Genomic DNA, 24,482 nt, shown 5'->3' with positions numbered 1-24,482 from the left:
GGACTTTAGTCCTTTTATTGACTTTTAATCCAAAAATGCTGTAGAATCTTTCAAATACCCCGCCGCCACAGAATCCTCAATCAATTGCAAAACAAACGGCCAAAGTTCTGGCGCACCTGTTTCAACTGGCGCCATTCTTTTCATTACCTGATCCCGCGTAATTTCATAAATCAGCCAAGTCCCACCATTATTTTGCTGATTGTGCAGCAACGGCTGGATTCTATCTAGGGCGGCGGCAAATTTAGCTGCGGGTGTTTCTCCAGCTTCAAACTCTTCCCAGAGTAAGCGTAATTCTTCTCCTTGATTTTCTGGCAGAAGTCCAAATAAACGGATTGCGGCTTGTGCCTCTAACTCTGCTTTGTTTTGATTACCTTGGACATCGTAGCAGAAGATATCGCCCACATCAATTTCTACCAAATCATGAATTAGCAGCATTTTGATGGCATGGGATATATCCACCCCCACGGGAGCATATTCTGATAATGCGATCGCCATCACTGCCAAATGCCAAGAATGTTCTGCACTGTTTTCTCGCCGTGAACCACCAACAAGAGAGGTTTGGCGTAGCACCTGTTTCAGGCGGTCTATTTCGATGATGAATTGAATTTGTTGAGTCAGTTTGTTGATTGTCACCGTTGAAACTCTCCAATTAAAAAGCGCCTGGGAGTGTTGCCGTGTTTCCACCCCAAGCGCTTCTTAAATTCAACATTGCTCCTCACACACGACTATACGATATCACTGGTTCCATTGAATGGCAAGTATATTGTGTGACACTTTCATAACTGGACAAAATCAGGCATTTTTTGTAGCAAAAATAAAAAGCGCCTGGGAGTGTTGCCGTGTTTCCACCCCAAGCGCTTTTTATATTTAACATTGCTCCTCACACACGACTATACGATATCACTGGTTTCATTAAACGGCAAGTATAGTGTGTGACAGTTTGTTAACTGCGCTAGATTACGCACAATAATTACCCAAATTAGTGGAGAAAGTGACGCACACCTGTAAACACCATCACTAAACCCAGTTCGTTAGCGGCTTTGATCACAACTTGATCGCGCAAACTTCCCCCTGGTTGGACAATGGCAGTAATTCCCGCTGCTGCTGCGGTTTTGACTGAATCATCAAAGGGGAAAAATCCATCGCTGGCCAGGATTGCACCTTTGGCTTTTTCTCCAGCTTGTTCTAGGGCAATTTTGACTGAGCCAACGCGGTTCATTTGACCAGCACCTACTCCTAGGGTAGCGCGATCGCCACTAACGACAATGGCATTTGATTTAACGTGCTTGCAAACTTTCCAGGCAAACAGCAATTCTGTTAACTCGCTTTGGGTGGGTTGGCGTTCGGTGACAACTTGCCATTTACTCACATCGGCAATGATGTCATCGGCAGCTTGGATGAGGAAACCACCTGCGATCGCTTTGATAGTTTCTTTGGGGCCACTATGCAAATCTGGTATAATTAAAAGGCGAACATTCGCTTTAGCTGCCAGAATTTCTTGAGCATCTGGTTCACAACTTGGTGCAACGACGCATTCTAAAAATGTTTTGGTTAACTCCCTGGCGGTGTCAGCATCAATGGGACGGTTGAGGGCGACAATACCACCAAAGGCAGAAGTCGAGTCAGCGTTAAAAGCCTTTTGGTAAGCATCATAAATTGTGCTGCCTTCAGCAGTGCCACAGGGATTAGTATGTTTGATAATTGTGGCTGCGGGGCTATCGGTGAATTCAGAAATTATCCGCCGTGCTGCTTCTAAATCGACTAAGTTGTTGTAGCTGAGTTCTTTGCCTTGCAGCTTTGTAGCAGCAGCCCATCCTGTTGGGGTAGTTCCAGTTTGATACCATCCAGCGCTTTGGTGGGGGTTTTCGCCGTAGCGTAGGGATTGGAGTTGTTTTCCAGAGAGGTTGTATTCTTGGGCTAGGGGCTGTGCTCCTACAGTCTCTGCCAGGTAAGATGCGATCGCTTGATCATAGGTTCCCGTGTGCAAAAATCCTTTTAAAGCGCACTTTTGGCGAAACTCTAAACTTGGTTCCCCAGCGTTATCGCGCAATTCTTGCAAATATTCTGCATATTGAGATGGTTCACACAAGACAGTGAGATGAGCAAAGTTTTTTGATGATGCCCTCAACATTGCCGGGCCACCGATATCAATTTGTTCTATCGCCTCAGATAATGTTACACCTGGTTTAGCGATCGCTTCCACAAAGGGATAAAGATTCACCACCACCAAATCAATGGGACGAATTTGGTTATTTGCCAAATCTGTCAAATCTTGCTCTACATCCCGCTGTGCTAAAATACCCCCATGAATGCGAGGATGGAGTGTTTTGACTCGACCGCCTAAAATTTCCGGTGAACCTGTGTAATCAGAAACCTTAGTAACGGCTATTCCGGCATCTTTCAGAGCTTTTGCTGTTCCCCCACTGCTGATGATATCAAAGCCAAATTCTTCAACCAAGCTACGGGCTAAGTCAATTACACCAGTTTTGTTAGATACACTCAGCAGGGCTAGACGCGCCATAATTCCCCAGATTCCTTAAAAATTGAGAGCAGAAGATCATTTTACCGAAAGGGAGGGGAGTTGTAGATCAATTCTGGGGTTGAGGTTGCAAATCAAAATTTACATCTTCATACAGTTGCGTCATCGTTCCCTCAAAGTTAATGCTGTGCAGTTGAAAAGATGTTTGTTCTCCTGCATAAGACTGTAAAACCCACAGCCCTTCTTGATTACGACGGAAGCATTCAACTCTAGTTTTTTTAGTGTTAATTAACACATACTCTTGTAAACTCTCTAGGGTTTGATAATCAGCGAATTTGTCTCCTCTATCAAAACTTTCGGTAGAGTTAGATAACACTTCTATTATTAAAGAAGGAAAATTTTTATACCCAGCCGTCTCTTGGTCGCGTTGGTCGCAAGTCACCATCACGTCAGGATAGTAGAATCGATTTAGAGATTCTACTCTTGCTTTCATGTCAGAAATATATACCCGACAGCCAGAACCACGTACATGATTACGCAGCAAGGCGAATAGGTTTCCAGCGATGGTAACATGAGCTTCAAGTGCCCCAGCCATTGCGTAGATATACCCGTCAATATATTCATGTTTGATGGGGCTGTTTTCTTCCAATTCTAAGTATTCTTCTGGGGTGATGTAAATTTGCGGGGAAGCAACCATATTCAAAACCTCATTTTCATTTTTCCTAGGGTTTTGGTTAATTTTAACCAACAACCGCGTTTCAATCCCTAATAACGTAAGTTGCTATAGGACTCATATTTGATTTTTGAAAAAAACTCGGTACACCTTAATCGTCTAGAATCCCTTTGCCTCTTGCATGAGTGCCTCTTGCCTGCCTACGCAAATAATTTCAGGAATCAAATATTATTCCTATAGTTAGGAAAACTGTCAGAATCAGGATGTCCAGGATTAAAGGATGAACAGGATGAAAACTGGGATTTAATCACCCATTACCTATTACCCATTATCTATTACCCGCAACTTGGGTTAATAGCGATTTGGGCGAATTGTAACCCTTTGGATTTGCCATAAGTTTTACCAAGTAGTTTCAATCCCTAATAGGGATTTGGGCGAATTGTAACTTGAATCAAGAAGTGCTTTAAAGCAAACCCGTTTTGCTGTTTCAATCCCTAATAGGGATTTGGGCGAATTGTAACCTAATTCTGGTTTTGTACCTAGAGGTAGTTTATCAGTTTCAATCCCTAATAGGGATTTGGGCGAATTGTAACTTGAAGCAAATCCGGCACTTGCCTTTTTGGCTTTACCGTTTCAATCCCTAATAGGGATTTGGGCGAATTGTAACTTGGGGTTGGAAGAGCCTACATTCGCTTTTAATGCGTTTCAATCCCTAATAGGGATTTGGGCGAATTGTAACTGAGTTTTGGGGGCACGGTGCAAAGGTGCAGCTAGAGTTTCAATCCCTAATAGGGATTTGGGCGAATTGTAACTATCCTACCTTCCCATTGGAAATATCGGATAGTGAACGAGTTTCAATCCCTAATAGGGATTTGGGCGAATTGTAACATAAGCAACAAATTCGGGTGCTAATAGATGCAATTCCAGTTTCAATCCCTAATAGGGATTTGGGCGAATTGTAACATCCCTGTGCCTTTTCGATTGCCGAAGTTTCCGGCTAACGTTTCAATCCCTAATAGGGATTTGGGCGAATTGTAACGCGGACAGAGGCAACCACCGATTTAATCCTGCTGCGACGTTTCAATCCCTAATAGGGATTTGGGCGAATTGTAACAATTTTATATACACGCTTTGATAATTTTGAGGTTTCAATCCCTAATAGGGATTTGGGCGAATTGTAACGATGCCGCTGTCCGTCGTTATTGTCGAGTGAAGGGGTTCGTTTCAATCCCTAATAGGGATTTGGGCGAATTGTAACCTGTGATCCCTTACATCGGTAATAGTTGCACGATGTTTCAATCCCTAATAGGGATTTGGGCGAATTGTAACCATTACATACTTTAGCTGTCTGTACAGAATTACTATCATTAGTTTCAATCCCTAATAGGGATTTGGGCGAATTGTAACATTTAAGCGCAAACATAGAAGCGCTTAAAAAAGTTCGTTTCAATCCCTAATAGGGATTTGGGCGAATTGTAACGATAAAGTTAACGCCGGTGAAGTTCGCGTGCTTTTAGGATCGTTTCAATCCCTAATAGGGATTTGGGCGAATTGTAACCAGTATATATACGCTTTGCCAACAAAAAGGAAAGCGTTTCAATCCCTAATAGGGATTTGGGCGAATTGTAACAAAAGCGCAATCTTTTCTTTACCTGGCTTTTCTGTTTCAATCCCTAATAGGGATTTGGGCGAATTGTAACTCTCTGAATACAGTAACATAGCTTTGGGGTAATGTGTTTCAATCCCTAATAGGGATTTGGGCGAATTGTAACTATTATATTTTATAAATTTCGCATTCGATAGTATTAAGTAGTTTCAATCCCTAATAGGGATTTGGGCGAATTGTAACACAGTATCCAGATGGGATCAGGACGTGGCAGTAAGTTTCAATCCCTAATAGGGATTTGGGCGAATTGTAACTGAATCCTCCGAAGGAAGCGATAGAGAGCAATGGTTTCAATCCCTAATAGGGATTTGGGCGAATTGTAACAATTTAAAGCCCGCGATTATATCCGTAAGCTTAGGTGTTTCAATCCCTAATAGGGATTTGGGCGAATTGTAACAACCCCATAAATATTGGCAGCGTTGGGATTGTACGGGTTTCAATCCCTAATAGGGATTTGGGCGAATTGTAACGTGGAATGAGATTGAGAAGGCATTTCTGCTTTATTGCAATCCTGTTTCAATCCCTAATAGGGATTTGGGCGAATTGTAACCCCTGGCATCTGGAACCTTTACCATATTTAGTTTTCAAGGTGCGGTTGCGCGGATCGATCATCAATATACCATTACAGCCGTTGGTTTGAAAATAGGGGGCTGAAAAAAAAGGCTGAAACCCTTTTATGCTAAGGCTTTCAGAGATCGCGCGGATCGAAATTGAGCAATTAGAGGCTGAAACCCTTACAGTGATTGAGATACAAGCATTTTTTTTTGCCATCGAATTTCTACACCTACCCATCCGCGCATTTATCGCCCAGAAACCTTGCTAGAAGCGGCTTTTAAATAAGCAGTTAAGAAAAGTGAAATTTATGCTCACGTCCTTGGATAATTTGCATTAAGGTTATATTTCTCAACCTTGATTTTCACGTAATGACTCATGACTAAAACTTTAGATTTTATTAAGGTTTCGCCACCAAAAGGACAAGAACCTGAAGGCTTAATCGTCGCTTTACACGGTTGGGGCGCAAATGCCCAAGATGTGGCATCTTTATTGCCGTTTTTTAACCTGCCCAACTATCAGTTCCTGTTTCCCAATGCGCCTTTTGTCTATCCTTATTCTCCTACAGGAAAAGCATGGTATGACCTGCGGGCAGAAAATATGTATGAGGGGTTAACAGAAAGTCGGCAGATGGTAACAGATTGGTTGATATCGATAGAGAGTAACACGGGGATACCTTTATCGCGCACTATTTTGAGTGGATTTTCTCAAGGCGGCGCTATGACTTTGGATGTAGGATTAAGTTTGCCTCTAGCAGGCTTAGTTGTCATGAGTGGATATTTACATCCTGGTGTAGGAGCGACAACTAACAGTAATTTTCCCCCGACTTTAATTATGCATGGTAGACAAGATGAAGTTGTGCCAGTGCAAGCTGCATGGAAGACACGGGAAACTGTAGAGTCTTTAGGGGTGGCGTTAGAGTACCACGAATTTGACATGGGACATGAAATTAGTCCCCAAATGTTAGGAGTGCTACGAAATTTCGTTGTGAATGCAATTGCTTAGTCTTCATTACATATTTTTTACAAATTCTGCAACAAATCAGTACAATTTTTACGAAATTAATGCTCTCTAATGAGTAAGATATATTGGGTGGTTGCGTAAAAGCGCAATTTAACCGAAGCTGAAAGCGAACGCTGCAAAAGGGAGGGGCAAGCATTATGAAAACTCTAAGCATTTCCAGGAAAGAAATTGCTGCCATGACTGCGGCAGAGGTGGAAGAGTTGGCTACACGTCTGGAGATGGATAATTATAGTAATGCTTTTGAGGGTTTGAATGATTGGCATCTACTGCGAGCGATCGCATTTCAGCGTCCGGAGTTAGTTGAATCTTATATCCATCTCTTGGATTTGGAACCCTACGATGAAGCCTAGGGATTTTAGATTTTCGATGGGGTTGACTGGCTAAAATTAGAAATTATCGGAACCTCAGCCGAAGATGCCCATGCCATCATCCTTAAGTCCAACATCCCAAATCCCAAACCCCCAATCGTCAAAACGGGTTTTAATTGCTGTAGGTGGCGGTATCGCTGCCTACAAAATTTGTGAATTGGTTTCAACTCTGTTTAAAACTGGGGTAGAAGTGCGTGTCATTCTCAGCAATTCTGCCCAAAAATTTATCACCCCTCTAACTTTAGCCACCCTATCCCGTCATTCCGCTTACACAGATGATGATTTCTGGCAACCAATTCACTCACGTCCGTTGCATATTGAGTTAGGTGAATGGGCTGATTTGTTGGTAATTGCCCCTTTAACTGCAAATACTTTGGCCAAGTTAGCTTGGGGGATGGCTGATAATTTGCTGACAAATACTGTCCTCGCTTCCACTTGTCCTGTGTTGTTGGCACCAGCTATGAATACAGATATGTGGGAACAGTTGGCAGTGCAGCGAAATTGGCACCAATTGTTGACAGATGCACGATATCATGGTATGGATACGGCATCGGGTTTATTGGCTTGCGATCGCATTGGTGCTGGCAGGATGGCAGAACCCCCAGAAATTTTAGCTTATATCCAATCGCTGTTGTACACCCTTGGTAAGCGAGATTTAACCGGCAAACGGGTGTTGATTAGTGCTGGGGGAACGCGAGAGTATCTCGATCCCGTGAGGTTTATTGGCAATCCCTCCACAGGTAAAATGGGATTAGCCTTAGCCCAAGCGGCATTGCACCGAGGAGCAAGTGTGACTCTGGTGCATGGAAAAGCGAGTTGGGATGTACCATTGGGAGTGGAAGCAATTTCGGTGACGACTGCCGCAGAAATGCACCAGGCAATGTTGGCACATTTCCCCAAGGCTGATGTAATTGTGATGTCGGCAGCGGTGGCAGATGTAAAGCCTAGAGATTATAGTACAGAAAAATTGCCCAAGCGATCGCTACCCCACTCCTTACCCCTAGAACCAGTACCAGATATTGTGGCAGAATTGGCCAAACTCAAACAACCCCATCAGCGGTTAATTGGGTTTGCGGCCCAGACAGGGGATATTGTCACCCCAGCGCGGGAAAAGTTGCAGAAAAAGAAACTAGATGCGATCGTTGCCAATCCCATAGATCAAGCTGATAGTGGTTTTGGCAGTGATAATAATCAAGCGATATTTTTAGATCAGCAAGGACGTCAATTAGCGATCGCACCTTGTACAAAATTAGAAATGTCCCATCAGTTATTTAATTTTCTCCTATCTTGACAGAAAAGGGATTAGCTCACATCTTACACCTAGCCCTGGCGGTGATAAATCGCGGCTATACAAACCTTCCCGTAGCGTCCCCTAGGGATATTCCACCTACGCGGACTGATAGAAAAGCAAGGGTTTCAAACCCGCGCAGGCGGGTTTTGCCTGTGTAGCCGTGACTTCAAGTCCCCTTCTCTCTTTGCTGCTAACGCCAAAACGCAAGAACGTTTAGAAAAACCTTGCGTTTTTGCGCCTTGGCGTTGGGTGATTATCACTCCGTTGTGCAAGGAGGATATTTGTAATTAATTTCTTATAGTATGAATGCAAATATTTTCATAATAACTAGAGCATAGCTATAAAACAGCGCCTTTGTCAAGCTTTTGCACCTAAACTGCGGTAAATGGTTTTAAGTGGCAGATTTTCCCTGAAAAACTAGAATAAGAGATAAATTCCCCTGACAGCTTTCATACCTGGTCTAACGACACACAGCTTGCTCTCTGGAGTCTAGTGCTGAATTAAAATAATTACCTAATATTTCTCATACTTACTCAAATTATAAGTTATAATAGGTGTATGAGTAAGTTATCTATATCAGAAGCGGCAAAAATAAAAGGTGTAAGTGCCTCAACACTCAGAAGGTGGGAGTCTGAAGGTAAGTTAATTCCTGAGCGTACTGCTAGCGGGCATAGGCGTTATGATTTATCACAACTCCTAGGTGTTAAATCTGAACTTTCTTATACAGTTGGATACTGTAGAGTATCTAGCCATGACCAAAAGCAAGATTTAGAAAGACAAAAAGAAGTAGTAGAACTATTTTGCTCTCAGAATGGTTGGCAATTTGAGATTATAGAAGACTTAGGTTCTGGTCTTAACTATAGTAAAAAAGGTTTGAAGCGATTAATTCGTTTAATTGTGGATAACAAAATAGAAAGATTAGTTATAACTCATAAAGACAGATTACTCAGATTTGGGAGTGAACTAATTTTTAGTTTGTGCGAACATTTTGGTACCGAAGTAGTAATTATTAATAGAACCGAAGATAGTAGTTTGGAAGAAGATTTAGCTCAAGATGTCTTAGAAATAATAACAATATTTTCAGCCAGGCTTTACGGTTCGAGAAGTCATAAGAATAAAAAGATTGTAGAGGAGCTTAGAGCAGTTGCTACTAGGATTTAAAACCGAAATCAAGCTGAACAACAAACAGCGAAGTGAAAGAGAGTTTAAGTGTGACTCTTGTGGATTCACAATTGAGTGCGATTTAAACGCGGCTATCAATTTGTCCAAAGTCGTCAGTTAGACGATGTTAGCCTGTCGACTGGTGAGTGCCGACACTACCAGAGTGAAGCAGGAAGTAAACACCAAAAACCTTAAGAGACAAGTTATCTGAGCTAATTAGTCTAGATGGTTAGATTTGGATAAGTTTTACATAACGGATTCTTATAAGTTGGGCAGACGACAGGCAACGTTATACATTAATTAATGTAGCGGCAAAACCGAACTCTTACTAGCTCGGTGTCAATAGCAAAGGTTTGGAGATGTTTACTTTATCAGAAACTACTATCATTGCAACAATCTTGCTGGTAGCTTTGGGCATTTTGGGTTGGGGCTTTTATCGCGCCAGACCTTTTGGTAAACTGGGAATATTAGCCTGGTTACAGTCGGTAGTATTGATGGCTCCCTGGCTGCTGTTTTTTGGATTGTTTGCCGCCGGAATCTATATCAGTATCGTGGGTATATTGTTCTTGGTGGTGGTTTCAGCGGGACTGTACATCTTCTTGGGCAGAAAATTACGTTCAGAGGGGCAAGACGCCATACTCAGACAACGGGCTACAGACAGGCTTACCGCTGATGCCACACAAAAGTCCCAAGCTTCACCAGTAATCGCCGAACTAAAACTCGATGTACTGGCAATACCAGAAGAGGACTTGAGTGCAATTAGAGGTATTTTCGGTATTGATACGTTTTTTGCCACAGAAACGATCGCCTACCAAGAAGGAGTGGTTTTCAAAGGCAATCTGCGGGGAGAATCAGAAGCAGTTCACAACCGACTGACTAAGTCTTTACAGGAACGGCTAGGTAATAAATATCGCCTGTTTTTAGTGGAAAATACAGATGCTAAACCTGTGGTGATTATCCTCCCCAGTCGCACTGACCCCCGGCCAATGCAGTTACCGCAAAAAGTTTTTGCGGTACTCCTATTGGTAGCAACCATCGCCACTAGTCTAGAAGCTGCCGGGTTACTGCAAAATTTTGATTTATTTGCCACCCCCCAGCGGTTTCAAGAAGCTTTGCCCCTAGGTAGTGGAATATTTGCGATTTTAGTTGCACACGAAATCGGTCATTGGTTACTGGCACGGAGTCACCAAGTCCGCCTCAGTTGGCCTTTCTTTCTACCAGCTGTGCAAATTGGCTCCTTTGGTGCAATTACCCGGTTTGAGTCTTTATTGCCCAACCGCAAGGCACTATTTGATATTGCCTTAGCAGGCCCAGCTGCTGGTGGGATTGTTTCTTTGTTAATGCTGATCACTGGCTTGCTACTTTCCCATCCTGGCAGTTTATTTCAATTGCCAAATCAGTTTTTCCAAGGCTCAATTTTGGTAGGTAGCTTGGCGCGGGTGGTCTTAGGTTCTGCTTTGCAATCTTCTGTGGTGAGTATCCATCCCTTGGTGGTGCTTGGTTGGCTAGGATTGATCATCACAGCTTTAAATTTAATGCCCGCAGGACAACTAGATGGTGGGCGCATTGTGCAAGCAATTTATGGACGCCAAACCGCAAGAAGGGCGACCATTGCCACTTTAGTTTTGCTGGGGATTGTCTCTCTAGCTAATCCCCTAGCTATGTACTGGCTGATCGTCATTCTGTTATTACAACGGGATCAAGAACGCCCTAGCTTGAATGAAATCACTGAACCAGATGATGCCAGAGCTGCTTTGGGTCTTTTGGCGCTATTCTTAATGATTACCACCCTGTTACCTTTGACACCGGCTTTAGCAGGGCGTTTAGGAATCGGGAGTTAGTCACTGCGCTTTAGTTAAAATAGGACTTACGCAACTGACATGGCTTTGTAGGGTGCGTCAGACTCGATAATTTGGTAACAATCAACAGATTTTCGATATCTGACGCACCCTACTGACATGGCTTTATAGGGTGCGTCAGACTCGATAATTTGGTAACAATCAACAGATTTTCGATATCTGACGCACCCTACAACCTTACATTGAGTGTGACACGCAGCTTTAGTCCTATGAAAATTCAAAGTGCAAAAATTTGATTCCTGACATCTGGCACAGGAAGATGAGCATCTCGTTTTCACAGAATTAGGACTTAACGGACAGAAAATAGCAAATATGGGGTATGGTTTGTGTCGTTAAAAATCATGATTCGTGCTGGGCAGCACCCTACAGGATGGGTAAAGAGACGCATCAAAAAAACCTGAAAAGACGGTAAATTTGTAAAAGAAAGTAAGTCCTAAGAATATATTGGGTGATGCCGCGAAAAAGCACCGAATTTACCCATCTAATGAATAGATTTTGGATAACTTTAATGAAACCCCAGGCTAGGCCTATGCTTACTTTTTGCCTATACATATTATGAGAAAACCCCCATGCGTCAGTTAGTACCCGCCTTAATCACCATTCTCACCCTCAGTAGCTTGAGTATGCCTGCTGTGACAATGGCAAATACAACGCCCAAACAGGCAGAAACACGCCTAGCTCAACGGCTAAATTGTAACAATGCTCAAACTCAAAGAGAAATCACTCAATGTGCTGACTTGTCCTATAAGAATGCTGATAAAAAATTGAATCAGGTTTACAAACAACTCCTACCAAAGTTGTCAGGTTCTAGAAGACAAAAATTAATTACTGCACAGCAACTATGGCTGAAATTTCGGGATGCCAATTGCGAGTTTGTCGGCAGCCAATATGAAGGGGGAACCCTGGCTCCTGCCGTTTACGCTGGTTGCCTAGAACAGGTTACAAAACAGCGTACCCAACAATTACAGGAATATCTTCAAGAAACACTAAAGTAATTTGAAAATATGTAAAGAAATGTAACTGAAGTCAGAATAAACTTAATGTCAATTACTTGCATACAATCCGGTAAGTCACCCACTGCGGTAGTCTAGATCAGAGTGAATTTATCGCCTGGTTTGACATATTGTTTTATGACTTCAGTTTCCAGCCCTCCTCGCACTATTCGTATTGGTTCACGTAAAAGCCAACTAGCTCTAGTTCAGACATACTGGGTGCAAGCGCAACTCCAGAAAAGCTTTCCTGATATTACTTTTGAAGTCCACACCATGTCTACTCAAGGCGACAAAATCCTGGATGTAGCATTAGCCAAAATTGGTGATAAAGGACTATTTACCAAAGAACTCGAAGTGGGAATGCTCAATCAGGAGATTGATTTTGCGGTTCATTCCCTGAAGGATCTGCCGACTAACTTACCTGTTGGGTTAACATTGGCAGCAATTACCGAACGGGAAAACCCAGCGGATGCCTTGGTGCTGCACGTAAAACACAAAGGTCAGCAAATCGATACTCTACCAGCCGGCGTGGTGATTGGCACATCTTCTCTGCGACGACTAGCGCAGTTACGCCACCACTTCCCTCACTTTAATTTTAAAGATGTGCGGGGAAACTTGATTACACGCATGGCTAAACTGGATGCGGGTGAGTATGATGCTTTAATTCTGGCGGTAGCTGGTTTAGAAAGATTGGAAATGAGCGATCGCATCCATCAAGTTATTCCCAAAGAAATTTCTCTCCACGCCGTCGGCCAAGGTGCGCTGGGGATAGAATGCCGTGCTGATGACACGGAACTGATCACCCTCTTGAAAGCAATAGAACATCCCGAAACACGCGATCGCTGTCTGGCTGAAAGGTCTTTTCTACGCATACTAGAAGGCGGTTGTCAAGTACCCATTGGTGTTAATACAGAAATTGTTGAGAACAAATTAACACTAACGGGGCTAGTCGCCAGTGTAGATGGTCAAAAGCTGGTCAAAGATACCATCACTGGTGCTGCCAAGGATGCTGAAGCCATAGGGGCAGAACTAGCAAATATCTTGCGCCAACAGGGAGCAACGGAAATTTTAGAGCAAATATTTACTGAGGTTCAGCGTGGTTCCTAACCTATTGGGCAACGAGATGTGATTAGATCATAAATGATTACCGTTGCCCAAAAGGCTTGCCAGACGCGACTAATTGCGTTTACCGGCATCCAGAGGTGACATTAACAATATCGGCAGAACTGGGGAAACAGAAACTACCATGCGGATTCTATTTGTTGCAGCAGAGGCAGCTCCGGTTGCGAAAGTTGGGGGAATGGGTGATGTTGTCGGAGCATTGCCCAAATTCCTGAGAGCAATGGGGCATGATGTCCGAATATTCCTGCCTTATTACGGCTTCCTGCCCGACAAAATGGAGATTCCCAAAGAGCCTATTTGGCGGGGATATGCCATGTTCCAAGACTTTGCAGTTTACGAAAGCGTTCTGCCTGGTACAGATGTTCCCTTGTACTTGTTTGGACATCCCGCCTTTCTGCCCCGTCGCATTTATTCTGGAGAAGATGAAGATTGGCGGTTCACCTTGTTTTCTAATGGTGCAGCTGAGTTTTGCTGGAATTACTGGAAGCCGGAAATTGTCCACTGTCACGATTGGCATACAGGGATGATTCCGGTGTGGATGCATCAAGATCCAGATATCACCAGCGTGTTTACCATTCATAACTTGGCTTATCAAGGTCCGTGGCGTTGGTATTTGGAGAAAATTACTTGGTGCCCTTGGTATATGCAAGGACACAACACCATGGCCGCAGCGGTGCAATTTGCCGACAGGGTGAATACAGTTTCCCCGACTTATGCCGAGCAAATCAAGACACCTACTTATGGTGAAACCCTAGAAGGTTTGCTGTCTTTCATTAGTGGTAAGTTATCTGGGATTATCAACGGGATAGATACTGAGGTTTATAACCCTGAAAAGGATAAATACATCACCCAAACCTTCACAGCGGATACCTTAGATCAACGGAAAGCTAACAAGATTGCTCTGCAAGAAGAAGTGGGGTTAGAGGTGAACCGCAATGCCTTTTTAATTGGGATTGTCACCCGGTTAGTAGAACAAAAGGGTATTGATTTGATCTTACAAATCCTGGATCGCTTCTTAGCTTATACAGATGCACAGATTGTACTGCTAGGAACAGGCGATCGCTACTATGAAAGCCAAATGTGGCAGATGGCATCCCGCTATCCTGGACGCATGGCCACTTATCTACTGTATAACGATGCCCTTTCTCGTCGCATCTATGCTGGTACTGACGCCTTCTTGATGCCTAGCCGGTTTGAACCCTGCGGGATCAGCCAAATGATGGCTTTGCGTTACGGTTCTGTACCCATTGTGCGGCGTACAGGCGGATTAGTGGATACTGTAACCCACTACGACCCGGTTAACGAATTCGGTACTGGTTATTGCTTTGACCGCTATGAACCCCTAGACTTGTTCACCAGTATGATTCGGGCTTGGGAAGGCTTCCGTTTCAAACCCCAATGGCAAGAGTTACAAAAACGTGGTATGAACCAGGATTTCAGTTGGTATCAATCTGCTAAACAGTATGTGAAGCTGTACAGGTCACTTTTGGGACTACCAGAAGAAGAGGAATCTGTGGAACAGCCGGAGTTGGTCTTGAAATAGTAATCGGCTAAGAAAATAGCTAATGGCTTAGATACATTAGCCATTAGCTATGAGCAATATGTTAAAAATTATTTCAATAGCATCAGTTCACCTTCAGCCTCTTGGTTGACTGCTGCTTCTAAAGGGTGTTTCTGTGCATAGTCTAAAAGCTCATTCGTCCACTCTGAGAAAATTTTAAAGATTTTAGTCACTACATCCAAAGCTTGTTGACGCTGTGATGCTGTCAGTGATATCTCTGTGAGGAATGTTTCTTCCTCCTGTGAAGTTATAGTATGTCCAGTTTCAACTTTTAAATGTGTGTCACCAAAATATATGTATTGTTTTTTAGTTATTGCTTGTAGTTCGCAAACTATCGATGCTGTTTCCAGCAAGAAAACGTGCCCCATTGCTTCTAATGCCTCGATTGCTGCTAGTTTAATTACCGGATCTGCTTGTAAAGTATATGCAGCAACTTGATAAGCTATCTGACGGGTAATTTTGGTTTCTTCACTCCAAATAAACCTCAACGACTGAGTGAAATTCCAGTTTGGGTTAAATCCCAGTTGTTCTAGGTCTATTAGAAACCATGGCCAATGCTTACTATCTTCAATGGTGTGCTTATTGATAATCATCTGAAGTACATCAGTTGATTCATTTGCTCGAAAAACATATTTATTCAAGTCGCCAAAACTCATTATATAATGAGCCATACAAGGAGCAAAAGACAACCTTTGCCTTGGGTTTATGGTTTGGTCTTGCATGAAATCAAATAAAGGTAATTGAGCAAATTCTTGCTTTTTATTCTCAATGTACACCAGTACTTCTTGCATGGTATAATCTACCTCTGTTAATGGTTTTTAGCAAGCAAAGCTACAGAAATTGAAAGATTGATAACACACTTTTCACGGCACATCAGATTTGATTTATCTATACTTGCATGAAAAATGCAACCTGATAATCAAGCAGCACTTTGGTTTCTCAGATGTAAAACAATCTAAAATCACCACCATCAGATTTATTGATTATTGACAAATAAATGTGTGGGTGTGGTGAATTATGCGATTAACTATGTAAACATAATTTGAATTTAGTATAAATATTTAGTTGAAACAGCCGAGAAAACCCTATTTCTTGTATTTATTTTTGGCTGAAGCTAAATAAATATACTTAACTAAGATTATTAAGTAATATTACCGTAGATATGTAAATTTACGGTTCATTGATAGGAGATAGGAGAAGCTTCTCGCAATGCCTGCACCTTTAAAGCGTTAATGGCATTAGCAAGCAAACTCAAGAACACTAGACCTTCGAGGCAATTTAAAAAAATAGTGTACTTTAATACAGCAAAACAAGAATATCTTTGATCTCAACCTCATCAAGACAGGAGAAGATTAAATTGATTTTTGTTCGTTTTTATTTAAGTCGCTAGATATTTTAAGTATCTATAGAATAAAAAACCGGATTTACTTCCGGTTTTAATTGCATATTTTTGGAAATCACACCACGATGATTTTCCTTAGTTTAGCCGTAAGTAATTATGCACAATTTGCAATATGCGTTCTGCTGCATGACCATCACCAAAGGGATTAATGGCGTTTGCCATTGCTATGTATGCATTTTGGTCACTGAGTAATTCACTAGCGGCTGCAAAAATTTTCTCACTCGTAGTTCCCACAAGTTTAGCGGTACCTGCGGTAACTGCTTCTGGCCTTTCGGTGGTGTCTCTGAGAACTAATACGGGTTTACCGAGACTGGGTGCTTCTTCTTGCAAGCCCCCGGAGTCAGTTAACAAAAGATGCGATCGCGCGATCGCCCCGACTAATTCACCATAATCTAATGGTTCTGTCAAAAAGATGCGGGGATGATTGCCCAAAAGCTGCTGTAATGGTTCTCTCACCGTCGGATTGCGGTGTAATGGCAATAACAAAGCAGTATCAGGAAACTTGTCTAAAATCTGCAAAAACCCTTGGGCGATCGCTTGCAGCGGTTCTCCCCAATTCTCCCGTCGATGAACTGTGGCTAAAAGAACACGATATTTATCCCAGTTTAAGCCTGGTATATCACAGGCTGGCTGAGTTGCAGCCACATTCAACAGCGCATCAATCACCGTATTACCCGTTAAGTGAATTTCCCCCAAAACCCCACAACGGTGCAAATTTTCCGCCGCCCACGGAGTTGGGGCAAAATGTAACTGGGTGATTTGAGAAATTAACCGCCGATTAGCCTCTTCTGGGTAAGGATTAAATAAATCATCAGTTCTTAAGCCAGCTTCTACATGACCCACAGGGATTTTTTGGTAAAATGCTGCCAAAGCTGCGGCAAAAGCGGTGGTAGTATCTCCCTGTACTAGAACTAAATCTGGCTTGTTCTCCTGGAATAATGCTTCCAACCCTCTTAAGCTGCGGCAGGTAATATCATTAAGAGACTGCTGAGGCTGCATAATCTCCAGGTTCCGATCTGCTTTAAGATGAAATAGTTGCATTACTTGCTCAACCATCTCGCGATGCTGTCCTGTCAATATTACTTGCAACTCCAAGTCCGGGGAACCTTGAAAGACTTGAATCACCGGCGCTAGTTTAATTGCTTCCGGACGAGTACCCAAGATAATGCAAACTCGCTGTTGATGAGTCATTAGTCAATAGTCATTAGTCATTGGTCATTAGTCAATAGTCATTAGACTGAGACGCAATGAATTATAGTTCACAATGCAAGATAAATAATTTTCCTTCTTTAAACCCTTATTGCTTTAACAAAATAAAAATCGACATTAAAAAACCCGGCTGAACCGGGCAGATGCACTGTTTGTCGAATTCCGTAACGATAACTAAAATTTTGTCTCACAAGTTAAAGGACAAGCAGCATAAACAGTAGTCTGCATTTGCTCTGTTTCTCCATGTAGCCAGCTTAACCATCTGACTTCTTTAGGATGAATACCTTTAAGAGTTAGCACACCAGCAGCAATCAACACGGCCATAACATTAAACATGATTAGACCGCCGGCTACAAGCAAAACTGCACTAACAGGCATTACAGATTGCAGCACTATCGACAACAAACATCCGACCGTCGCCATCAATACAACTAACGGGAATCCAACAACCAACAAGCACACTGCCAATGTGAAAGTCCAGATCAAAAAGCTTTTAATCAACAACAAGGAGTAGGTCTTTCCTAGATTAGAGCTTTGAGCAGAAACCATGACTTTTCCTCCCAATACACAGCAAGGTTTATTTATTTTCAGTTATTTCTCGCTTGTGGCGAGCAAACTGAATTGATTCAATGAAACTTCAGTATATAGAAACCCATTGATAAAATGAGCATTTTTTTACTAAACTTTACAGTTAATATTTCGCAATTATGGATTTAAAGTCAAGTTCACGTTCAAGTATCAAGGCTCTTCCTGGCATCTGTCTTCAGGCATAGAACCTTTATGTCATTAGTTCCATAGTTGATCCCTGGAGCTTTGTCAGCAGATTGCTTAACATTTCTTATATAAATTGGTAATGTTTCTCATAATTCTCCGATCAGGCTGAAAAAATTATCTGCTGCTAATTGTGCTGTTAATAGCCAGCAAATTGGATTTGTCCTGAAGAAAAATTTCTCATTTAACATTTAAAGATATTCAACATTTAAATATACTGTTTTGATAAATACTGGCATTTATACGTATTTTTACAGAAGACTATTTAGGGATTGACTGTGTTAAACAAGTTTATATCTGTGAAATAATTTCTATAGAACTGATAGATAGTGGAATAAAAAAAAACAAAAGATACAAGTGGAGGTGGATGAACCGAAATTAAGCGAATTTTAGATTTTAGATTTGAGATTGAAAGGAAATCTAAAATCAACAATCCAAAATTCTGGCATTAAATCCCTTTGTTCCCCTTGGGAAAAACCTGGACAAAATTGGCGGTTCCAACGCACCGAAGGCGGCTTATATAATCTTGTTTTCACACAAAATGTTGGGTGATGCCGCGCTACGCACCGAGTCTACCCATCTAACGAATAGATTTTCGCTCAGGAACCGCCACTGAAAGGATAACTTTAATGAAACCCAGATGCCTAGTCCAGTATTGGCCTCAAGCCACCAATAATTTTTTGTTGATTCAACTTTCTGCCTGCTAAAGGTAAAGATATATGACAGAATCGCAGTCTCGTAATCTACCACCCATACCGCCACCACCGCCAGCCTTCACTACCCAGCGCCAAGCTACGCAAACATTGGATATGTCGATTGATCGGAGTAGCCATTCCCCTGGTGTTGCTGCAGCTACTGCGACACATCGTCCGGGGACTCCACCGCCGATGATTTCTAGTCCAGCTAGTGTCAAAAATAAAGATTCAGGACTAAGTTTAGCCCAGCTGATCAAAGAAGCTTTTGATCATGGGTTTTCTGATCTTCACTTGGGTGTTGGTGAGGTTCCCCGCTTCCGCAACCGAGGAGAAATCGAAATCACAGATTATCCCGAAACCGATAAAGAATCTTTTATCAATTGGTTGCGGGAGGTAATGAGCGAGGGGGAAATTCAGCGGTTTGAAGAAACCCTAGAATTTGATGGTGCAACTCAGTACGAATTTGCCCGTGTGCGGATTAATGTTTTTGACTCCCTCAAAGGCTATTCAATGGTGTTGCGGTTGATTCCGCTGAAAATATTGTCTATGGAGCAGTTGAGATTACCGCCAATTTTGCGGGATATTTGCCATTACCACAAAGGATTTATTTTAGTGACTGGGCCAACTGGTTCTGGTAAATCTACGACAATGGCGGCGATGGTTGACTATATTAACAGAGAGATGGCCAAGCACATCATCACCATTGAAGATCCAATTGAATTTGTCCACCAAAGCCGCAAGTCTTTAGTTAAGCAGCGGGAAGTGGGAATGCACACCCGGAAGTTTGACAACGCCTTAAAAGCAGCTTTACGGGAAGATCCAGATTTGATTCTGGTGGGGGAAATGCGGGATAAAGAAACGGTGAATACGGCTCTGAAAGCGGCTCAGACTGGTCACTTGGTGATGGGAACCCTGCACACCAATAGCGCTGTGAAAACTATTGAGCGGATTCTCAATCTGTATGCAGGTGAAGAACAGGATGCAATGAGGGTAGCAATTTCTGAATCTTTAGTAGCCATAGTTGCTCAAGGTTTGTGCCGCACAACGGATGGCAAGCGGGCAGCTTTTCACGATATCTTGATTAATACAGAGGCGATCAAAGAATGGATCAAAGACGGTAAGTATGATGAAATTAGCGAGTTAATGAAGCAAGCCGGCTTTGACGGTATGATTACGATGAATCAGTCGCTGCTTAATCTTTACCAAGAAGGTCGTATTACTGAAGAAACTGCCTTGGAAATGTCACCAACTCCTAATGAAATGGCGCAATTTCTCCGAGGTCGAGTTTAGTAGCAGACGACAAGCTCATTGGACTCTTTATGATGAAAGAATCCCACGGCTTCTAGCCGTGGGGGTAGATGCAGTTATCAAATGACTAAGTTAACCACAGACAAACTATCTAGACCCCAGTTGTTTAAAGGTATTGCCCTGTTTACACCTGGTGGGGATTTAATTTACTGCATTGACTCTAGTAAGCAAGGCCGGTGGCATTCACATTTGTGTAGTGCTTTGCAGGAAATCCTTGATTTATCGGAGCCGCCGCATTTTTTAGTGCCTTGCTATACGGCAACTATTGACCACTGGTTAGATCCGCGGACTGAACAAGTGCGAACCTTTGCGGAAGCTTATCCGGCAGTTATCCGCCATCAGGCTGTGCTGAATGCGATTTTTGGTACGGGGGAGCTAGTATGGCAAGCAGCCCCTTGGCAAGAGGGATTGTGCGATCGCATGGTGTTGGCAACTTATCGTTCTTCATTCCCGCAACTTTGGGAAGACCACGACTTAATTGTCTGCTTAGACCTTTCTGAACCAGTATCGCAATACCACCAACCAGTGATCACCGCCCAAAAACCGCCAATCACAACTCAAGGCTATGTTCTCCGCTTGTTTGTTGCTGGCCATAGTGGGACTAATGAACGCATCCTCCAGAATTTGCATGAACTTCTAGAGCGATCGCTTGGTTACCCTTACACGTTAAAGGTTATTGATGTTTTAACACATCCAGAACAAGCAGAAATCGATCAGGTTTCAGCAACTCCCACCCTGGTTAAGGTTTGGCCTCACCCGATTAGGCGCATTGTTGGCAATTTAGATAATGTAGACAAACTCTTACAGGTTATTAGAGAAATTATTTGAGCGGATATTAGCAACTACAGCTTGTTGAGTAACATCTTCACCCCATATTTAGGACGTAGGGTAAAACCAGGCCAGGGTATTATTTCCTGATCTGGTACTAGAGTTAAGCGAAACTTCTGGACAATAGTCGCCAATAGCAGCACCGCTTCCATTTTCGTAAAGGATTGACCAATGCAAATTCTTGACCCACCACCAAAGGGAAAATAGGCAAAATGTGGTATCCGTTTTGCCAAATCTCCTTCCCAGCGGTCGGGGTTGAAAACTTCCGGCTGCTCAAAATAGCGGGGGTCGCGGTGCATTACCCACTGACTGATCATAATACTCTGGCCAGCACCTACGGTATAACCAGAAATTTCACAGTCCTGCAAAGCTGTGCGAACCATGGCCCAAACAGGAGGATATAACCGCATTACTTCCATTATCACCCTGTCGGTATAAGGTAACTGGGGTAAATCAGCAAAAGTTGGAGTTCTACCACCCAACACTGTTTGTAGTTCTGCGTGCAATTTCTGCTCAATTTCTGGATGCTGGGATAATAAGTACAAACCCCAAGACATTGTCAAAGCAGTGGTTTCATGACCTGCAATAAATAGCGTTACTGCTTCATCCCGCAGTTGTTTGTCACTTATGCCATTGCCTTCTTCATCTTGTATTTGCAACAGCATCGACAGCAAATCACCTTGATCTTCACCACTTTCTCGTCGTTGCTGGATAATGGGATAGATAATTTCATCAAACTGCTGTGCTGCCTTTTGAAACCGCAGGTTGTGAGGTAGTGGCACCCAATCAGGAATCAGCAACAATAACAGGTTATTATTGCGGGCATCAAAATACTCCATGCTTACCTGCATGATGCTTTCTACCTTGTCTACGTCTGTCACTTCAGCCCCAAATAAGGTTTTGGCAACAATTTCTAAGGTGAGGTGCATCATCTCTTCGTGAATATCGAGAATTTGTCCATCACTCCAATTAGTTAGCAGACGATTGGTGTAGTCAACCATCACCTCCCCATAAGAGAAAATGCGATCGCGATGAAAGGCAGGTTGCATCAGTCGCCGTTGACGCTGCCAAAATTCCCCCTCACTGGTCAGCAATCCCTTACCAAACATCCGCCGCAATATGTCTAAACTCGGATGTTTGCCAAAGAGATTGCTCTTTTTAACTAGCACTTCTTCAATATTGTCGGGGTGATTAAGCTGATAAAATGACAAAAATGGCCCTTTCCAGTAAATAACATCACCGTATTCTTTGGCGCACCTACTCATAAAGTCTATGGGATCGCGGGCGTAGTCAGGTAGTGTACCCAATAACCAGTGAGCTTTTGGCCCTGGAGGATAATTTGGGGCAATCTTCCCATTAGATACTGTAGCCATATAAATTCACCATTTTTAAGCAAAACTTGTGTAAATTGGTGCAGATATCTTTTAACTATAGTTATCAATTAAACTCAGCTAGATTACGTAAGCATAGCTTCACCTCAAAGGGTTATTTTCGTCGCTGCTCTATGCCAACATTGCCCTGTAAGCCGCCGGTGTGGATTAATAGGATGCGATCGCCTTTGTGAAAAAATCCTTGCTGTAACAAATCCATTATTCCATAAAACATCTTTGCGGTATATACATAATCTAGGGGTATAGCGTAATCTTTTGTGAACTGCTGTGCAAACTGCCATAACTGATCATTCACCTTGGCATAACCGCCGAAGTGATAATCACACACCAGTTGCCAAGATCCTGGAGAATCAAAGGGTGTAGGTAGACCAGAAGCCAGATAATTTGTCAGCAGACTATCAACTTCTGCCGCGAGAAACTGCCCATTTTTCAGCACAGGAAAGGCGATCGCACGTTGCCCTTTGTGAAGTGAAAGTGCAATCCCCGCGAGAGTTGTACCTGTACCACAGGCAACACATATAGTATCAAACACCCCCACTTGGCTAATTATTTCCATGGAGCCGCGCACACCGTTCAGATTGCTGCCACCTTCGGGAATAATAAACACCTCACCAAAACGCTGACGTAGTTCTGCTTCTAGCGCCATTGTCTGCCGTTGGCGGTACATTTCTCGGTGGAGATACACCAGTTGCATCCCCTGCTGTAGAGCGAAACTCAACGTCGGATTTAGCGGTAGTCTCTCCTCCCCACGAATCACCCCAATGGTACGGAATCCAAAAAGATTACCAGCCGCCGCAGTAGCAAAGATATGATTAGAATAAGCACCCCCGAAGGTAAGCAGCGTCCTGAAATTTTTCTGCTTTGCCTCCAGCAAGTTATACTTCAGCTTAAACCACTTATTGCCATTAACCCACGGGTGCATACAATCAAGGCGTAGTACTTGCAAATCAACACCAGCACGTTGAGCAATTTCGCTGTTGATTTGCTGTATCGGAGGTGGAACAAAGATTGACGACATTTGAATCCCTAATTACAGCTATTTTTTGAGCAGCAGATGAGTAGTTTAGAAATCGGGGCAATCAGCTGCTACCACTTCCGGGTGGCAGTAGAACTTTAAAACTGTGGCGACGTCATCGCCCAGCCAATAAGCTACTTTATCAGGGCTAACACCGCTGGCGATCGCTAAAGTTGCAAAGGTGTGTCTTGTCCCGTAAGGTCGCAGATATGGTACTTGTCCTTCCTTCTCTAATCGCCTGACTACTCCATCTCTGCCCCATGAGGAAATTCGCCAACAGCCGCCTAAGATGATTGAATTCATCTTTTCTCCAGTCTTGGATCTGAAAATTAAATCATCGTCACTGGAGTTTTGCCTCAGATCCAAAAGCAGTAAATTCAATTTTGAGCCAGGCGAACAGGGGAATAATCTCTTCTTGCTATTCTTTGTACCCTTAAGAATTCCCTCACTGTTGCACGACTGATAAATTTTGATTTTGGTGCAATCCGCTGATATATCCTTCCACTGCAAAGCGAAAGCTTCGCCATGTCGACTCCCGCACCAAAATAGAAATTTGATCAAGGGTGTGTAGTAACCAAATAATGAATCAGTCTCAAAAGCACTGATAATCAAATCCCTTTGCTGTGCGTTATAAGCGCGGTAATCGCTATCAGTTGATTTCTTTTTAGGGCGGAGTATATTGAGATTTTTAAATGGATTGATGATAATTACCTTTGATTCTACCGCCCAATCGCAGCATCTAATTAAGTGTGAGATGGTATCCCACGCCGTAAATCTGGAGTAATTAGCTAAAATCCAATCTCTTATTATTGGGGCATCATTTAGGGAATTAGAAGGGAATTTGAGAATCCTTCTTTCCATGTCATGGTATTTCCCCAGTATCGTAGTTTTTTCAATTTGATGCTTCTGAAATTCACAAAATTTCTCCCATACTTCAGAAAGCGAGTATTCAATTTTGATTTCTAGAGGAATTGAATGTTTAACCCCGAATCTGTAGCGGTCGAGGGTGGGGTCAAATATACCTAAAGAAATTTCTCGCTGGATTTCCTCCCAGCGAGAATCTACAATTGCTCTATTCTTGGCTGAATCTTTTAGCCCAGAATTTAGGTAAAATTG

20 protein-coding genes and 1 CRISPR repeat array are annotated in these 24,482 nt (G+C 42.8%); of the genes, 11 read left to right on the top strand and 9 right to left on the bottom strand.

Annotation, left to right across the window (positions count from 1 at the left end):
- Positions 1 to 24: 24 nt before the first annotated feature.
- From H6G32_RS13930 to H6G32_RS13920, 3 genes are all read right to left on the bottom strand, one after another.
- Positions 25 to 633, bottom strand: a complete 609-nt coding sequence (locus H6G32_RS13930; RefSeq protein ID WP_190459192.1) for an HD domain-containing protein — start codon at positions 631 to 633, stop codon at positions 25 to 27.
- A 346-nt stretch (positions 634 to 979) separates the two neighbouring features.
- Positions 980 to 2,521, bottom strand: coding sequence for a bifunctional phosphoribosylaminoimidazolecarboxamide formyltransferase/IMP cyclohydrolase (gene purH, locus H6G32_RS13925; RefSeq protein ID WP_190459189.1), 1,542 nt, complete (start codon positions 2,519 to 2,521; stop codon positions 980 to 982).
- A 67-nt stretch (positions 2,522 to 2,588) separates the two neighbouring features.
- A complete protein-coding gene (locus H6G32_RS13920) occupies positions 2,589 to 3,176 on the bottom strand; it encodes a Uma2 family endonuclease (RefSeq protein WP_190459187.1) in 588 nt (195 codons plus the stop codon).
- Positions 3,177 to 3,561: 385 nt separating this feature from the next.
- Positions 3,562 to 5,368: a CRISPR direct-repeat array (repeat unit 37 nt; unit sequence GTTTCAATCCCTAATAGGGATTTGGGCGAATTGTAAC).
- A gap of 380 nt (positions 5,369 to 5,748) precedes the next feature.
- Between H6G32_RS13920 and H6G32_RS13915 the strand changes: the two genes are divergently transcribed.
- From H6G32_RS13915 to glgA, 9 genes are all read left to right on the top strand, one after another.
- Positions 5,749 to 6,375, top strand: coding sequence for an alpha/beta hydrolase (locus H6G32_RS13915; RefSeq protein WP_190459185.1), 627 nt, complete (start codon positions 5,749 to 5,751; stop codon positions 6,373 to 6,375).
- Between the two features lie 155 nt (positions 6,376 to 6,530).
- Entirely contained in the window at positions 6,531 to 6,743 is a 213-nt protein-coding gene (gene isiD, locus H6G32_RS13910; RefSeq protein WP_190459183.1) for a protein IsiD, read from the top strand.
- 64 nt (positions 6,744 to 6,807) lie between these two features.
- Entirely contained in the window at positions 6,808 to 8,052 is a 1,245-nt protein-coding gene (coaBC, locus tag H6G32_RS13905) for a bifunctional phosphopantothenoylcysteine decarboxylase/phosphopantothenate--cysteine ligase CoaBC (RefSeq protein WP_190459181.1), read from the top strand.
- 558 nt (positions 8,053 to 8,610) lie between these two features.
- Positions 8,611 to 9,213 carry an IS607 family transposase gene (locus H6G32_RS13900; protein ID WP_190459179.1) on the top strand — a complete coding sequence of 201 codons (603 nt, stop codon included), beginning with the start codon at positions 8,611 to 8,613 and terminating at the stop codon, positions 9,211 to 9,213.
- Entirely contained in the window at positions 9,197 to 9,334 is a 138-nt protein-coding gene (locus H6G32_RS27415) for a zinc ribbon domain-containing protein (protein WP_190459177.1), read from the top strand. The genes H6G32_RS13900 and H6G32_RS27415 overlap by 17 nt, the downstream gene beginning before the upstream one ends.
- Before the next feature lie 238 nt (positions 9,335 to 9,572).
- Positions 9,573 to 11,054 (top strand): site-2 protease family protein, encoded by a 1,482-nt coding sequence (locus H6G32_RS13890; RefSeq protein ID WP_190459175.1) that lies wholly within the window; start codon positions 9,573 to 9,575, stop codon positions 11,052 to 11,054.
- Positions 11,055 to 11,641: 587 nt separating this feature from the next.
- Entirely contained in the window at positions 11,642 to 12,067 is a 426-nt protein-coding gene (locus H6G32_RS13885) for a lysozyme inhibitor LprI family protein (RefSeq protein ID WP_190459173.1), read from the top strand.
- Between the two features lie 135 nt (positions 12,068 to 12,202).
- Positions 12,203 to 13,171, top strand: a complete 969-nt coding sequence (hemC, locus tag H6G32_RS13880) for a hydroxymethylbilane synthase (protein WP_190459171.1) — start codon at positions 12,203 to 12,205, stop codon at positions 13,169 to 13,171.
- A 139-nt stretch (positions 13,172 to 13,310) separates the two neighbouring features.
- Complete coding sequence (gene glgA / locus H6G32_RS13875) at positions 13,311 to 14,729, top strand: glycogen synthase GlgA (RefSeq protein WP_190459168.1); 1,419 nt, start codon at positions 13,311 to 13,313, stop codon at positions 14,727 to 14,729.
- 68 nt (positions 14,730 to 14,797) lie between these two features.
- Here glgA and H6G32_RS13870 read toward each other — a convergent pair whose 3' ends face one another.
- The 3 genes from H6G32_RS13870 to H6G32_RS13860 all read right to left on the bottom strand — a co-directional run bounded on the left by H6G32_RS13870 (position 14,798) and on the right by H6G32_RS13860 (position 17,907).
- On the bottom strand, positions 14,798 to 15,538 hold the full coding sequence (locus H6G32_RS13870; RefSeq protein ID WP_190459166.1) for a hypothetical protein: 741 nt from the start codon (positions 15,536 to 15,538) through the stop codon (positions 14,798 to 14,800).
- A gap of 686 nt (positions 15,539 to 16,224) precedes the next feature.
- Positions 16,225 to 17,340 (bottom strand): non-hydrolyzing UDP-N-acetylglucosamine 2-epimerase, encoded by a 1,116-nt coding sequence (gene wecB, locus H6G32_RS13865; protein ID WP_190459164.1) that lies wholly within the window; start codon positions 17,338 to 17,340, stop codon positions 16,225 to 16,227.
- A 192-nt stretch (positions 17,341 to 17,532) separates the two neighbouring features.
- Entirely contained in the window at positions 17,533 to 17,907 is a 375-nt protein-coding gene (locus H6G32_RS13860; protein WP_190459162.1) for a hypothetical protein, read from the bottom strand.
- A gap of 941 nt (positions 17,908 to 18,848) precedes the next feature.
- Between H6G32_RS13860 and H6G32_RS13855 the strand changes: the two genes are divergently transcribed.
- Together H6G32_RS13855 and H6G32_RS13850 are read left to right on the top strand one after the other, a co-directional pair.
- On the top strand, positions 18,849 to 20,114 hold the full coding sequence (locus H6G32_RS13855; RefSeq protein WP_190459160.1) for a type IV pilus twitching motility protein PilT: 1,266 nt from the start codon (positions 18,849 to 18,851) through the stop codon (positions 20,112 to 20,114).
- A gap of 81 nt (positions 20,115 to 20,195) precedes the next feature.
- Positions 20,196 to 20,960: a circadian clock KaiB family protein gene (locus H6G32_RS13850; protein ID WP_190459157.1), complete on the top strand. Its 765-nt coding sequence runs from the start codon at positions 20,196 to 20,198 to the stop codon at positions 20,958 to 20,960.
- A 14-nt stretch (positions 20,961 to 20,974) separates the two neighbouring features.
- Here H6G32_RS13850 and H6G32_RS13845 read toward each other — a convergent pair whose 3' ends face one another.
- The 3 genes from H6G32_RS13845 to H6G32_RS13835 all read right to left on the bottom strand — a co-directional run.
- Positions 20,975 to 22,333, bottom strand: coding sequence for a cytochrome P450 (locus H6G32_RS13845; RefSeq protein ID WP_190459155.1), 1,359 nt, complete (start codon positions 22,331 to 22,333; stop codon positions 20,975 to 20,977).
- 112 nt (positions 22,334 to 22,445) lie between these two features.
- The gene (locus tag H6G32_RS13840; protein WP_190459152.1) at positions 22,446 to 23,369 is read right to left on the bottom strand and encodes a 1-aminocyclopropane-1-carboxylate deaminase/D-cysteine desulfhydrase; all 924 of its coding nucleotides are present in this window, start codon (positions 23,367 to 23,369) and stop codon (positions 22,446 to 22,448) included.
- Between the two features lie 45 nt (positions 23,370 to 23,414).
- A partial coding sequence (locus tag H6G32_RS13835) for a tyrosine-type recombinase/integrase (RefSeq protein WP_190459151.1) occupies positions 23,415 to 24,482 on the bottom strand: 1,068 nt, incomplete at its 5' end.

Source organism: Cylindrospermum sp. FACHB-282, from assembly GCF_014697195.1.
GTDB lineage: Bacteria > Cyanobacteriota > Cyanobacteriia > Cyanobacteriales > Nostocaceae > Cylindrospermum.
Note: the sequence above shows the minus strand (reverse complement) of the source record. Positions and strands in the feature narration are given on the sequence as shown.